We start from the raw sequence: 12996 nt of genomic DNA, 5'->3' as shown, positions 1-12996 counted from the left end.
GGGCTCAGTGGTCTTTCTTCCAGTCCGTGGAGTACCAGTACTTCACCTGTTCTGGCAGCGTGTTGTCGGCCGTCTTCAGCGTCTGCCAGTTGTCCAGCCAGAACTTCAGGCGGAAGGCGTTGGGACCGACGGCGAAGGCCAGCGGCTCGCGCACCATGATGCCGTCCAGCACGCGCAGGTTGCCGAAGTCGACCAGGAACTGGTTGGCGGTGGACAGCGACATGATGCCGGCGTCCAGGCGGCCGCTGGACAGGGCTTGCCCCACGGGTGCGCTACCGCCCGAAAACTCCTTCATGGTGGCCTTGGGCAGCATCTTCTTGCCCACTTCCGCATAGGTGCTGGCGCCCAGCACGCCCACGGTCACGCCGTCCTTGTTGAGTTCCTCGTACGATTTGTAGGGCGAATCCTTGGGCACCACGGCCACGGTATCGGCGTAGAACATGGGCGTGGAGAACAGTACCTGGGCCGCGCGCTGCGGGGTCGGCGTCATGTCGGCGGCCACCATGTCGGCCTTGCCGGACAAGAGCGCGGGAATCAGGCCCTTCCACTCGTAGTCCTGCAGCACCAGCTTCACGCCCAGGTCGTCGGCCATGCGCTTGGCCACTTCCACGGCCAGGCCGGTGCGCTTGCCGCTCTTGTCCATGAAGCTCATCAGCGGCCCGGAGGTCTGCACCGCGACGCGCAACTCGCCGCGCTTGAGGATGTCGGCCAGTTCGTCCGCTTGCGCGGGCAAGGCGACAGTGGCGGCCGCCAGGGCGATGCCGGCCATGCCCAGCCATTGTTTGATTTTCAGCATTTCCTACCCCTTGTGGTGAATGGACTCACATCATTCCGGGCAAAGCACAGAGCGCCGGCAGCGCCCGGATCAGCCGGACCGGCCCTGGTTACCGCCGGGCGCCGCGCATGCGGACGACCCGTTGCTTCCTTGCTGCTAGGAACTACAGAATCTTTTCCAGGAAAGCGCGGGTGCGCGCTTCCCTGGGGTGGCCGAACACCTCGTCCGGCGTGCCCATTTCCACGATGCGGCCCGCGTCCATGAAGAGCGCGCGATCGCCCACGTCGCGGGCGAAGCCCATCTCATGGGTCACCACGGCCATGGTCATGCCGTCGCGCGCCAGCGCGCGCATCAGTTCAAGAATGCCGCCCACGGTTTCGGGGTCGAGCGCCGACGTGGCCTCGTCGAACAACATCAGCTTGGGGTCCATGGCCAGCGCCCGCGCGATCGCCACGCGCTGCTGCTGGCCGCCGGAGAGCTGGCTGGGATAGCGCGCACCGTAGTCGCCCATGCCCACGCGGCCCAGCAGTTCGCGCGCGTAGCGCTCGGCGTCGGCGCGGGCGCGCCCGCGCACCACGCGTTGGGGTAGCGCGACGTTGTCCAGCGCAGTACGGTGTTGGAACAGATTGAAGTGCTGGAACACCATGCCGACTTCGGTGCGCCAGCGGTTGACGTCGGTGGCCGGATCGGTGAGCGACACGCCGTCCACGCGGATGGCGCCGCTGTCGATGCTCTCCAGTCCGTTGAGCGTGCGCAGCAAGGTGCTCTTGCCGGATCCGGAGGGGCCGACCACCACCATGACCTCGCCGCGGCCGAGCTGGCAGTCGATGCCGTCCAACGCCAGATGCGGGGCCTGCCCGTCGCGTTGATAGGTCTTGCTGACTGCCTGGACTACCAGCAGAGGTTCCGCCACGGATCCACCTTCGTATGAGTGCTGCCCTGGTTAAAAAGGTTTCGCAATTCACGCTGGAGTTTCGTATAGTAAATTTTTTTCCAGAATCGCCACTTAGGCATAACCCTTAAGCGAAGACAGGCTCTTCGCAGGCAACCCAAGGAACCGGCATGGACACTCCCCAAGACATCCTGCGCGCGCTCGGGCTGAACCCGGAATCGCTCACTGGCGGCACGCTGCGCGCGCGCAGCCCGATAGACGGCGTCGAGCTGGCTCAGGTGCATGAGCACACGGTGGCCCAGGCCCATTCCGCCATCACCCGCGCGCGCCAGGCCAGCCTGGCGTGGCGCGACGTGCCGGCGCCGCGCCGCGGCGAGCTGCTGCGCCTGTTCGGCGAAACGCTGCGTCAGCACAAGCGCGAGCTGGGCCGCCTGGTGAGCCTGGAAGCCGGCAAGATCGTGGCCGAAGGCGAAGGCGAAGTGCAGGAGATGATCGACATCTGCGACTTCGCCGTGGGCCTGTCACGCCAGCTGTACGGTCTGACCATCGCTTCTGAACGCCCCGGCCACCGCATGATGGAAACCTGGCATCCGCTGGGCGTGGTCGGCGTGATCAGCGCGTTCAACTTCCCCGTCGCCGTGTGGTCCTGGAACGCCGCGCTGGCGCTGGTCTGCGGCAACGCCGTGGTCTGGAAGCCGTCGGAAAAAACCCCGCTGACCGCGCTGGCCTGCCAGGCGCTCTTCGCACAGGCCGCGCAACGCTTCGGCGACGCGCCCCCCGGCCTGTCCGAAGTGCTGATCGGCGGACGCGACATCGGCGAAGCGCTGGTGGATTCGCACGCCGTGGCCCTGGTCTCGGCCACCGGTTCGACCCGCATGGGCCGCCAGGTGGGCCCGCGCGTGGCGCAGCGCTTTGGCCGCGTGCTGCTGGAGCTGGGCGGCAACAACGCCATCATCGTCGGCCCCACGGCCGACCTGGACATGGCCGCGCGCGGCATCGTGTTCGGCGCCATCGGCACGGCCGGCCAGCGCTGCACCACCACGCGCCGTCTGATCGTGCACGAGAGCGTGGCCGAAGATCTGGTGCAACGCCTGCACAAGGCCTATGCCAGCGCCACCATTGGCAACCCGCTGGAAAGCGGCACGCTGGTCGGTCCGCTGATCGACCGCGTGTCCTATGACGCCATGCAGGCGGCGCTGACGGCGGCGCGCGAACAAGGCGGCAAGGTCACGGGAGGCGAGCGCGTGCTGGCCGAGCAATATCCCGACGCCTGGTACGTGCGTCCCGCCATCGCTGAAATGCCGGGCCAGACCGACGTGGTCTGCCACGAGACCTTCGCGCCTATCCTCTACGTGATGCGCTACGCCGACTTCAACCAGGCGCTGGCCTTGCAGAATGGCGTGCCGCAGGGCCTGTCGTCGGCCATCTTCACCAATGACCTGCGCGAAGCCGAGACCTTCCTGTCGGCGGCCGGCTCGGACTGCGGCATCGCCAACGTCAATATCGGCACCTCGGGCGCCGAGATCGGCGGCGCGTTCGGCGGCGAAAAGGAAACCGGCGGCGGCCGCGAATCGGGTTCGGACGCCTGGCGCAACTACATGCGCCGCGCCACCAATACGATCAACTATTCGCGCCAGCTGCCGTTGGCCCAGGGCATCAAGTTCGGCGAATAAGCCCGCGCGCAACGCTGTCCCCACAAGCCCCCGCCATGCGCGGGGGCTTACGCTTTCTACATACGATTAGCCTGCCTTACAAACTGTAGCGGGGGTCGATGCTACATTTCCTGGTCACAAAACTACGTTATGACCAGATGACCATCAGCCGTCCTGCACGATCCGCCCTCCCCCTGCGCACCCTGGCCGCCGCCCTGGCCATGGGCCTGGCGGGCGCAGCCACCGCGGGCGTGTCGTACCGGCTGGATCGCCCCTCGGCCGCCCCCGGAGAGACCGTCACCATCGAGGCGGTGTACTTCAACGAAGGCACTTCCCGCTCCACCTGGGAAGCGCCACCGGAACTGGTGCTGCAATGGCGCGGCCAGGACGGCCAGATCGTGCGCAGCCTGGCCAAGCTGCGCGGCGGCACGGCCAGCTTCAGCGTGCCCGTCAACAACTTCGCGCGCATGGCCTGGACCGCCGTCGTGCCCGCCACGGCCCAGGGCCTGCAGGCCGTATCCATCGAAGGCCAGCCCGCGATGATGGCGCTGGACGCCACCGGCCGCGACAGCGGCACCCTGGCCAGCACGCCCGCGCGCGGCCCGGTGGTGGACGCCAGCAGCGGAGAACCCGTGCCCGCCGCGGCCGTGGCCGCGGTCGGCGCATCGCCCGAAGGCGGCCCCTCGCCCGACGCGTCCGCCGTGCCGACGGTACAGCAGCAGACCGCGTTCGACCGCTTCCGCAGTTCCATTTCCGAATACAAGCCGGTGTACTTCGACGTCGGCACCCGCGGGCAGACCACCGCGCGCTTTCAGATCAGCGCCAAGTACCGACTCTTCAGCCCCGCGGGCGACCGTCCCGCGACCTGGGACGAGAATTTCTACCTGGCGTACACGCAGACCTCGCTGTGGGACCTGGAAGGCGATTCCATGCCCTTCATCGACACCACCTTCAATCCCAGCGCCTTCTGGCTGTCCGACAACATCTGGCAGTCCGCCAGCCAGAACTGGCGCTTCGGCATGAATACCGGCGTCGAGCACAACTCCAACGGCAAGGACGGCGAGGATTCGCGCTCGCTCAACGACGGCTATATCGAGCCGCGCTTCCACTACCGCTTCGACGGCGGCAGCACGCTCACCTTTGCGCCGCGAGTCAAGGCCTACTTCGGCGTCGCCAGCGAGAACAGCGACTATGCCGACTACGCCGGCCACGTCGACTGGCAATTGCGCTGGGCCCAGGACAATGGCGCGGTCATCTCCGCCATGTACCGCCAGGGCGACCAGAAGCGCCGAACCACCCAGCTCGATTTCGCCTGGCCGCTGCAGCGCACCTGGCTGAACATGAACGGCTACCTGCATCTGCAGTACTTCAACGGCTACGGCGAAACGCTGCTGGGCTACAACCAGCGCAACGAATCGCAGTTCCGCATCGGCCTGTCGCTGGTGCCGTAAGGCGCGCCGCCAGGCTCGCGTAGGCGTCCTAGCCTTCCACCGCCAGCTCTTCCCAGCCCAGTTCGCGGGTGCGCTCCAGCGCCACCGTGACCTGGGCGGCGGCCGAGCGCACCGCCTCGACCAGCACCTGCCCGTTCAGCAGTTGCGCCGTAACGCCGGCCATGAACACGTCGCCAGTACCGTGCACCGAAGGCGGTATCGCAATCTCCGGATGCGTCACGACCGTGGCCTGATCCCGCGTCACCACCGCCAGCTGCAAGGTGCCGGCCGCGGCGGCCATGGGCGCGGCGCTGGTCACGACTATCCAGTCCGGACCGCGCGCGATCAGTTCGCGCGCCGCCGCCACGACCTCGTCGATCGACGACAGGGCGCGCCCCACCAGCAACTCCAGCTCGAAGTGGTTCGGCGTCATGCCGTCGGCCAGCGGCACCAGCAGGTCCCGGTATTGTTCGACCAGGCCTTCGTTCACGTACAGCCCGTCGTTACGGTCGCCCATGACGGGGTCGATGTGCACCTTCAGATCAGGCCGGGATGCGCGCAGCGCAGGCAGCCAGCCGGCCAGAAGCCCGGCCTGCCCGGGTTGGCCCAGGTATCCGCAGACCACCGCGCGCGCAGTCCGGGTGACGCCGCGCTCGTCCAGGCCCTGCAACAGGCCCTCGAACCAGTCCAACGGCACCGCGCCGCCATGCAGGGTCGGATAGTGCGGCGTGTTGCTCAGGATCACGGTAGGCACCGCGATCGCGTGCAGGCTGGCCTTGCGGAAGACGGGCATGGCGGCGTTGTTGCCGACGCAGCCGTACACGACCTGGGATTGGACGGAAACGATATCCACCTGCGCGGTAACGGCGGGGATTGCGCTCATGGGGCTGGCTCCTGGGCTGCCGCGGTCTACGCGGCGCTACATGCGGGTGATGAAATAGATCTTCTTGACGAACTGGTCCACTTCCCAGCGGCCGGTATAGCCTTCGGGCATGACGAAAGCCTCGCCCACGGTCAGTTCATGCACGGTGCCGTCCGGATCGACCAGGCGCGCCGCGCCTTCGACGATGTAGCCGAACTCGATATAGCCCGTGGTGTTGGACTGGAACACGCCCGCGGTGCTTTCCCAGACGCCGGCTTCAGCCTTGCCGCCGTTGCCTTCGAAGGCAGTCACGGTGCGGAACGCCGCGTCGCCCGAGATCGGGCGGCGGGGCTTTCCAGGCACCGGATTCTTCATGGGGCCGGCATCGATGCGGACGAGCCGCGATTGATCGTTCTTCATGGCACTCCTGTATGCGGATAGATGATGAGTCCGAAGGCCTGCTCAGTGCGAGGCCACCACCAGCACCTCGGCCATGGCCCGGCTGACGGTGCGCATGCGGTGCGGCAGTTCGGAGTCGAAATAGACGGAATCCCCGGTCTCCAGGCGGAACTGGCGTTCGCCCACATGGACCTCGATGGCGCCCTTGAGCACCAGCAGGAATTCCTCGCCGGGGTGCGGAAACACCGCGGTCGCATCGGGAAAATCGCGGGGCGGATGCACCACAAAAGGCTCCATCGCCTTGACCTTGCGGCGGCCGGCCAGCGACTCGTAGTGATACTCGCTGCCCAGCCCCCGGCGCTGCAAGGCTTCGCGGTCCGCCACCCGCACCACGCTGACCACTTCTTCCTGCGCAGCATCGTCCGTGCCCACCAGCTCCGACACGCCCAGGCCATAGGCTTCCGCCAGCCGCAACACGGTGGAAATGGAGGGTTCGCTCAGGCCCCGCTCCAGTTTGGAGAGGTAGCTCTTGGTCAATCCGGTGCGCTGCGCCAGCTGTTCCAGGGACAGGGTTTGCTGGCGACGCAGGGCGCGCAGGCGGTGCGGCAGGTCTATCATGGACGGGGTTGCAAAAATACGGTCGCGGAATACGACCGGTAAGCATGCCCTAATCCGGCCCTGCCGTCGAGCCGGCCCCGCCCGCCGCCGCCATCAGGCCAGCACGTCGGGATGCGCCCGCAGCGCGCGCCGCGCATAGTACGAAAAGCCGACCTGCGAACGCTTGGGCGTCAGGATCCAGTCATGGGCCTCGCGGCCCAGCGCCGGCGGAATGGGCTGGATCTTGCCGGCGGCCATGGCCAGCAACTGCATGCGGGCGGCGCGCTCGAACTGCAGCGCCAGCACGCAGGCCTCTTCCACCGAACCCGCCGCAATCAGCATGCCGTGGTGCGACAGCAGGATGGCGCGTTTCGAACCCAGCGCGGCCGAGATGATCTCCCCTTCCTCGTTGCCCACCGGCACGCCGGGCCAATCCTTCAGGAAGGCCACGTCGTCGTACAGCGGGCAGTTGTCCATATGCGAGATTTCCAGCGGCACCTCCAGCATCGACAACGAAGCCGCGTGCAGCGGATGCGTGTGGATGATGCAGTTCACGTCCGGACGCGCGCGGTAGATCCAGGAGTGAAAACGGTTGGCCGGATTGGGCATGCCGCCGCCTTCCTGCACGCGCAGGTCTTCGTCCACCAGCAGCAGATTGCTGGCGGTGATCTCGTCAAAGCCCAGGCCCAGGCGTTGCGTGAAATAGCGGTTCGGCTCCGGCGCGCGCGCCGTGATCTGTCCGGCCAGGCCGGAGTCATGTCCGCCGTCGAACAGGATGCGGCAGGTCAGCGCCAGGCGCTCGCGCAGGCTCCAGTCGGGCGTCTCGAACTGGCGCTGCATTTCGGCTTTCGCCCGCGCGATCAGTTCGTCCTTGCCCAGGTGCATCGTATCGGCCATCGTCGTCACTCCTAAGATAGTGTCTCTGTCATGCCGCTTCGATCAGCGGCGTAAACCCTGGCAAGGCGCGCATGCGCGCCAGCCAGGCATCGATATGGGTAAAGCCGGACAGGTCGTAACCGCCCTCGGCCGCCATGCTCGTATAGGGATACAGCGCAACGTCGGCAATGGTCGGCGCGGTACCCACCAGATAATCGCGGCCGGCCAGATGCGCGTCCATCAACGCGGCCGCCTTCATGCCGATCTCGCGCCACGCCCGCATCGCCGGGTCATCCACCTGCGCGGTGTTGCGCAGATGGATCAGCAGGCGCGGCTGCGCAAAGGCGTGCATGTGCTGGGTCTGCTCGAAACTGAGCCAGCTGCTGACCTGCGACTGCTCCAGGCGGCCGGCGGGCAGCCAGGGCGTGCCCATCGCCAGATACCAGAGTATCGCCTGCGACTCGGCCAGCCACTCGCCCTCCGGCGTCAGCAAGGCCGGCACCTGGCGCCACGGATTGATGCGCGCGAACGCCTCCGTTTCCAGGTCGCCCTGCACGATGTCGAAGGTGCGCCGCTTGATCGGCAGCCCCATGTAGCCGCAGGCCAGCCGGATCTTCCAGGCATTGCCCGAACGCAGCGTATCGGCCAGTTCCAGCGGCTTGCCCGCCAAGGGATGCGGTATCTGGTTCATCGTCAGTCCATCTTGATGTTGGCGCGCTTCACGATCTCGGTCCACTTGGCCTTCTCGCCGGCGATGAAGCGCTGATACTCATCCGGCTTGCCCGTGTACAGCTGCGTCCCCTGCGACGCCAGCCGGTCCTTCAGTTCCGGCGACGCCAGCGTCTTCTGCAGCGCCGCGTTCAGCTTTTCCATCACGTCGGGCGGCGTACCTGCGGGCGCGAAGAACGCGTTCCACGAGCTGATCTGCAGGGCCGCGTCGCCCACCTCGCTGCTGGCGGGCACGTCCGGCGCGGACGGCAGGCGCTTGTCGGCGGCCACCGCCAGCGCGCGCAGCTTGCCAGACGCCGCATGTGGCATGATCACCGGGCTGGCGTCCATCACCACGTCGACCTGCTCGCCGATGGCGGCATTGACGGCTTCGCTACCGCTCTTGAACGGCACGTGCACGATGTCCAGCCCGGCCGTCAGCTTCAGCAGCTCCAGGCCCAGGTGCGGCGAACTCGCATTGCCCGCCGAACCGAAGTTCAGCTTGGCCGGATTGGCCTTGGCATAGGCCACGAACTCGCCGAAAGTCTTGGCCGGCACGCCCGCACGCACGGCCAGCAAATACGGCGATCCCGACACCATGCCCACCGGCGCGAACTTGTCCGCGTCATAGCTGAGCTTGCTGTAGATCAGCGGGTTGACCACCTGCGTGCCCACCGTACCCATGAAGATCGTATAGCCATCGGCCGGCGCGGTGGCGGCCACCTGCGCCGCGATCACTCCGCCCGCGCCCGGCCGGTTCTCGATCACGATGCTCTGCCCCAGCGCGTCGCCCATGCCCTTGCCGACCTGACGCGCCACGATGTCCGTGATCCCGCCCGCGCCGAAAGGCACCACCAGCCGGATCGGCCGGTCCGGATAGGCCGCCTGGGCCCCATTGCCCGCCATTGCCGCAACCAACGCCAGCGCGCCGGCGATTCCCGAAATCTTCATGTCATCCCCCTACGGGCGCCGCCTATCGGCACCATCATGACACGAAGTGTCCTATAGGAGATTGATTTTCCGCAAGGAAAATGAGTTTAGGGAAAACCCTGGGCCGCAGGAATATAGTTCGCCTTTGAAGTTCGCCTTTTGGCTTTGGCGCGCGAGGCGCGGCATTGCGCACGCATCTTGCGCTCGTCTCTGCGCATGGAGACGCAGCGTCATACTGACGCTGCGGTGCCAATACTGGGAAGTACGCGGATCAGACCGGGCGGTGACACACCGCTTCTATGTTGTAGCCATCCGGGTCCAGGATGAACGCGCCGTAATAGTGCGGGTGGTATTGCGGACGCAAGCCAGGCCCGCCGTTATCGCGCCCTCCAGCCGCCAGCGCCGCCTGGTGAAAGGAATCGACCTCGGCACGGCTGCGGGCGCGAAAAGCCAGATGCACGCGCGGGGTGCTGGGCGTGCCCTGATGGATCCAGAATTCGCCGCCCGGGTCTTCAGACTCGTGAGGCTGGCCTACTCCGAAGCCCATCCCGGTCGCGAGCACTTTGCGCGGTATGTAGCCTAGCGCCGCGAGCGCGCTGCGGTAGAACATCCGGCTGCGCTCGAAGTCGCTCACGTGAATTTCGACATGATCCAGCATGCGCTGACCCTTCGGAAAGCGGCCCCAGCGGGCCAGAAAGATCAGGATAGGTCAGTTGGCAAGCCAGGGAAGCTTCGATTTGCAACGCGGGCCTCGCGGTTTCTCCGCATTCGCGCACCGCAAGCGCAACTCCGGCTCGCCGCGATCAACGCTCAAACGCGGCCTGCGACACTCGTTTGGGAGAACGGAATGATCTTGCGCTCCATCAGCACCCCCAGCCAGTGCTTCACGCAGGCCTCGGTGTCGTAGGTTTGCGTGAAGCCCGCCTGCTTGATCTTGACCGTGCTGACAAATGCGGGCGCGGGCGGGGTCTTCAGGCCATAGCCGAAACGGGCGTCGGCGGAGTAATGGGATTCGCCAAGGATCTGCGCCATGCTCAGCGGCCGCAAGCCATGCTGCTTGACGATCTCGTTCCACAGGTCCGCCCGGCCGGGCAGGTACTCGGCCAGGCGCAGGGGCTGGTCCGGACCCGCTTCGACGTCCAGGAACTCCGCCAGGGACGGCCATAGGTCATGCCAGCTGAACACTTCGCCGTTGGTAAGGTTGTAGTGCTCGTTCCAGGACGCCGGATTCTCCGCCGCCCAGACGCCTGCATCGCCGATCAGGCGCGCGTCCACGGCTTCACGCGGATAGGAAATGTGGCCGGGATAGCAGAACGGCTTGCCTTCGGCGCGGCACACTGCCGCGTAGACGCCTATGACCGGCACCGTGTTCATGGCCACGCCCACATTGGGGCCCAGCACGATGGTGGGACGGAATATCGTCCAGCCAAAGCCGGACTGCGCGGCCTTTTCCCGGATGTAGTCTTCCTGGAACCAGTACGAGTTCGGATGATCGTCCCGCGGCTGGCATTCGCGCGCCGGCGTGCGGATGGGATGCAGGTGTACGCCATAGGCCTTGGTACCCTGCAGCACGCTGACATGCTGCAGCCTGCCGCTGGCGGCCAACGGCTCGATGACGTTCCTGATCATGCCCAGGTTGGTGGCCATCTGCTCAGGGTCCTGCCAGCCGGCGATGAGCCCTGGCTTCTCATAGACGGCCGCATAGAAAACGTGCGTGGCTTCAGGCATATCCCCGAAGGCGCGGCGGCAAGCCTCCGCGTCCTGCAGATCGACCGGCAGATGGGTGTACGGCCGTTGGCTGATGATCTCCGGACGCCGGCGGGAAACCGCGATGACTTCCCAGCCCGCGTTGAGGAATGAATCGACGGCAGCGGAGCCGACCAGCCCGCTGGCGCCAGTAACGATTACGGTGCGTGACATGATTCCGTCAATCCATGACCAGGTTGATCTGCTTGAACAATTCCTTGAAACGGACGTACTCGTCCGCCATGCGCTTGCCGAAGTCCGCCCGGCTGTCCGCTGAAGGAACGATACCGAGGCCGGCGAATTTCTCCTGGGTTTCCGGGTTGTTCACGGCCTTGACGATTTCGTCGTGGAGACGGTCCAGGATCGCCTGCGGCGTGCCGGCAGGCGCGACGATGCCATACCAGGCGACGCTCTCCGCACCGGGCAGTCCGGCTTCGGCAACAGTGGGGACGTCCGGCAGCAAGGGCGAACGCTTGGTATCGGCCACGGCCAGGGCGCGCAGCTGGCCGGACTTCACGAACGACAGGATGGGCGGGACGCCGCTGATGACCATCTGGGTGCGCCCGCCCAGGGTGTCCGTAATCGCATCGCTGTTGCCCTTGTAGGGCACGTGCAGGATTTCGGTCTTGGACAAGTGCTGGAACAGCTCGCCGGCGATATGACCGCTGGTGCCGACGCCAGCCGAGGCGTAGTTGACCTTGTTCGGATTGGCCTTGATGTAGGCAATCAGCTCCTTCAGGTTGGTCACCGGAATCGACGGGTTGACCAGGATGACGTTCGGTCCCGTCGCCACCAGGGCAACCGGCGCCAGATCCTTGAGCGGGTCATAGGGCATCTTGCTGCGGGCATTGGGATTGACCGTGATCGGCCCGGCCGAGGCGAAGCCGATGGTGTAGCCGTCCTTGCCGGACTTGGCGACGATGTCGGTGGCCAGGTCGCCGCCGGCGCCGGGCTTGTTCTCTACGATCACCGGCTGGCCGAGTTGCTCGGCCAGGGGCTTGGCCACCAGGCGCGCAATGATGTCGATGGAACTGCCGGGGCCGAAGGTGGCGATCAGGCGTATGGGGCGCGCAGGGTACGCATCGGCGGCCTGCGCGCCTGTGACGGCGGCCAGGCTCAGGGCCAGGCCGGCGATCAATCGAAAAGCAATCATGATGTTGTCTCCCATGGATAGTGGTTTTTTTGCGGATCGTGTTCGCGGCGCGCGGCTCAGTCCCGGTGCGAGTACATCCGCTTGCCGGGATGCGGCAGCCGGGCGCGCAGGATGACGCCCTGCTCCGCTTCGGTGATGAACAAGGAGCGCCCGTCCTCGCCGCCGAAAGCGACGTTGGTGGTGCGCAGGCCCGCGCAGGAACGGATGCGGTAGAGGGGTTCGCCCAGCGGGCTGAACAGCCATACGGTGCCCGCCTGCGCGTGGACGATGGCCAGGTTGCCGGCCTCATCCAGGGCCATGCCGTCCGGCCCGGCCGTGCTGCCCGATAGCTGGATGAAACGGCTGGCCTTCTTCATCTGGCCATCCGGCTCCAGCCGCAGGGCGTAGATGGCGTTGTCGTGCGTGATGGCCACGTAGAGCACGTTCTCGGCCCTGTTCATGACCAGGCCGTTGGGGCCCGCCAGGCCATCCATGATGAGGTCCACCGTCTTGCCGTCGGCGCGCAGGCGGAACACGCGGCCGGTGGGGTTTTCCAAGGCGCTTTCACCCTGATCGGTGAAGTACAGGTCGCCGTTGGAAGCGAAGAACAGATCGTTCAGTCCCTTCAAGCCTTCCCGCCGCACGTGCTGCAGGTAGGGCCGGATGCTGCGGGTCTCGGGATCCAGAAGCATCAGGCCATGCAGATGGTCGGCAACGAAGATGCGGCCGTCGCGATGGATCTTCAGGCCGTTGGGTTCGCCTTCGTAGCTGACGATGACCTCGAAATTGCCTGCCGGATCCACGCGCAGGATGCGTCCATGCGCCAGGTCGACGCACCAGAGATTGCCCAAGCGATCGAAGGCGGGCCCCTCCAGAAAGGAGTGCATCTTCACGTGACGCGCGGCGAGCCAGGTCGAGGCCTGATCGGTCAGGTGCAGGGATTCGGGCAGCCGGGCGTAGACCTCGGTGCCCATGGGTTCAGCGGGAGGGTACATTA

General features: G+C 66.2%; 14 protein-coding genes. 2 read left to right on the top strand and 12 right to left on the bottom strand.

The window, feature by feature from the left end; translation table 11 throughout:
* Positions 1-4 precede the first annotated feature (4 nt).
* Both IB257_RS22075 and IB257_RS22070 read right to left on the bottom strand, forming a co-directional pair.
* Positions 5-796, bottom strand: coding sequence for an ABC transporter substrate-binding protein (locus IB257_RS22075; protein ID WP_054451274.1), 792 nt, complete (start codon positions 794-796; stop codon positions 5-7).
* 142 nt (positions 797-938) lie between these two features.
* Positions 939-1688, bottom strand: a complete 750-nt coding sequence (locus tag IB257_RS22070) for an amino acid ABC transporter ATP-binding protein (RefSeq protein ID WP_054451273.1) — start codon at positions 1686-1688, stop codon at positions 939-941.
* 149 nt (positions 1689-1837) lie between these two features.
* Between IB257_RS22070 and IB257_RS22065 the strand changes: the two genes are divergently transcribed.
* A complete protein-coding gene (locus IB257_RS22065) occupies positions 1838-3340 on the top strand; it encodes an aldehyde dehydrogenase family protein (RefSeq protein WP_054451272.1) in 1503 nt (500 codons plus the stop codon).
* A 137-nt stretch (positions 3341-3477) separates the two neighbouring features.
* Complete coding sequence (locus IB257_RS22060; protein WP_175214224.1) at positions 3478-4770, top strand: phospholipase A; 1293 nt, start codon at positions 3478-3480, stop codon at positions 4768-4770.
* Between the two features lie 28 nt (positions 4771-4798).
* Here IB257_RS22060 and pdxK read toward each other — a convergent pair whose 3' ends face one another.
* From pdxK to IB257_RS22010, 10 genes are all read right to left on the bottom strand, one after another.
* Positions 4799-5632, bottom strand: a complete 834-nt coding sequence (pdxK, locus tag IB257_RS22055) for a pyridoxine/pyridoxal/pyridoxamine kinase (protein ID WP_054451270.1) — start codon at positions 5630-5632, stop codon at positions 4799-4801.
* A 36-nt stretch (positions 5633-5668) separates the two neighbouring features.
* Positions 5669-6031: a cupin domain-containing protein gene (locus tag IB257_RS22050; protein WP_054451269.1), complete on the bottom strand. Its 363-nt coding sequence runs from the start codon at positions 6029-6031 to the stop codon at positions 5669-5671.
* Positions 6032-6073: 42 nt separating this feature from the next.
* On the bottom strand, positions 6074-6628 hold the full coding sequence (locus tag IB257_RS22045; protein ID WP_054451268.1) for a helix-turn-helix domain-containing protein: 555 nt from the start codon (positions 6626-6628) through the stop codon (positions 6074-6076).
* Between the two features lie 93 nt (positions 6629-6721).
* Entirely contained in the window at positions 6722-7504 is a 783-nt protein-coding gene (locus tag IB257_RS22040) for an aldolase (protein WP_054451267.1), read from the bottom strand.
* Between the two features lie 28 nt (positions 7505-7532).
* Complete coding sequence (locus tag IB257_RS22035; RefSeq protein ID WP_054451266.1) at positions 7533-8174, bottom strand: glutathione S-transferase family protein; 642 nt, start codon at positions 8172-8174, stop codon at positions 7533-7535.
* 2 nt (positions 8175-8176) lie between these two features.
* Positions 8177-9142: a tripartite tricarboxylate transporter substrate binding protein gene (locus IB257_RS22030; RefSeq protein WP_054451265.1), complete on the bottom strand. Its 966-nt coding sequence runs from the start codon at positions 9140-9142 to the stop codon at positions 8177-8179.
* Positions 9143-9392: 250 nt separating this feature from the next.
* Complete coding sequence (locus IB257_RS22025; RefSeq protein ID WP_054451254.1) at positions 9393-9779, bottom strand: VOC family protein; 387 nt, start codon at positions 9777-9779, stop codon at positions 9393-9395.
* Positions 9780-9931: 152 nt separating this feature from the next.
* On the bottom strand, positions 9932-11041 hold the full coding sequence (locus IB257_RS22020; RefSeq protein WP_192492807.1) for an SDR family oxidoreductase: 1110 nt from the start codon (positions 11039-11041) through the stop codon (positions 9932-9934).
* A 7-nt stretch (positions 11042-11048) separates the two neighbouring features.
* A complete protein-coding gene (locus IB257_RS22015) occupies positions 11049-12020 on the bottom strand; it encodes a tripartite tricarboxylate transporter substrate binding protein (protein ID WP_119449600.1) in 972 nt (323 codons plus the stop codon).
* A gap of 56 nt (positions 12021-12076) precedes the next feature.
* Positions 12077-12994, bottom strand: a complete 918-nt coding sequence (locus tag IB257_RS22010; protein WP_119449542.1) for an SMP-30/gluconolactonase/LRE family protein — start codon at positions 12992-12994, stop codon at positions 12077-12079.
* Between the last annotated feature and the right edge of the window lie 2 nt (positions 12995-12996).

This window comes from Achromobacter sp. ACM03 (genome assembly GCF_014851665.1).
GTDB lineage: Bacteria > Pseudomonadota > Gammaproteobacteria > Burkholderiales > Burkholderiaceae_B > Achromobacter > Achromobacter aegrifaciens.
The sequence above is the reverse complement of the archived record's forward strand: the minus strand, read 5'-3'. Positions and strand labels throughout refer to the sequence as shown.

Excerpts from the sequence above, each read along its gene's own strand:
- IB257_RS22075 (WP_054451274.1), bottom strand. The coding sequence starts at position 796 with ATGCTGAAAATCAAACAATGGCTGGGCATGGCCGGCATCGCCCTGGCG.
- IB257_RS22065 (WP_054451272.1), top strand. The coding sequence starts at position 1,838 with ATGGACACTCCCCAAGACATCCTGCGCGCGCTCGGGCTGAACCCGGAA.
- IB257_RS22060 (WP_175214224.1), top strand. The coding sequence starts at position 3,478 with ATGACCATCAGCCGTCCTGCACGATCCGCCCTCCCCCTGCGCACCCTG.
- pdxK (WP_054451270.1), bottom strand. The coding sequence starts at position 5,632 with ATGAGCGCAATCCCCGCCGTTACCGCGCAGGTGGATATCGTTTCCGTC.
- IB257_RS22050 (WP_054451269.1), bottom strand. The coding sequence starts at position 6,031 with ATGAAGAACGATCAATCGCGGCTCGTCCGCATCGATGCCGGCCCCATG.
- IB257_RS22045 (WP_054451268.1), bottom strand. The coding sequence starts at position 6,628 with ATGATAGACCTGCCGCACCGCCTGCGCGCCCTGCGTCGCCAGCAAACC.
- IB257_RS22040 (WP_054451267.1), bottom strand. The coding sequence starts at position 7,504 with ATGGCCGATACGATGCACCTGGGCAAGGACGAACTGATCGCGCGGGCG.
- IB257_RS22035 (WP_054451266.1), bottom strand. The coding sequence starts at position 8,174 with ATGAACCAGATACCGCATCCCTTGGCGGGCAAGCCGCTGGAACTGGCC.
- IB257_RS22030 (WP_054451265.1), bottom strand. The coding sequence starts at position 9,142 with ATGAAGATTTCGGGAATCGCCGGCGCGCTGGCGTTGGTTGCGGCAATG.
- IB257_RS22025 (WP_054451254.1), bottom strand. The coding sequence starts at position 9,779 with ATGCTGGATCATGTCGAAATTCACGTGAGCGACTTCGAGCGCAGCCGG.
- IB257_RS22020 (WP_192492807.1), bottom strand. The coding sequence starts at position 11,041 with ATGTCACGCACCGTAATCGTTACTGGCGCCAGCGGGCTGGTCGGCTCC.
- IB257_RS22015 (WP_119449600.1), bottom strand. The coding sequence starts at position 12,020 with ATGATTGCTTTTCGATTGATCGCCGGCCTGGCCCTGAGCCTGGCCGCC.
- IB257_RS22010 (WP_119449542.1), bottom strand. The coding sequence starts at position 12,994 with ATGTACCCTCCCGCTGAACCCATGGGCACCGAGGTCTACGCCCGGCTG.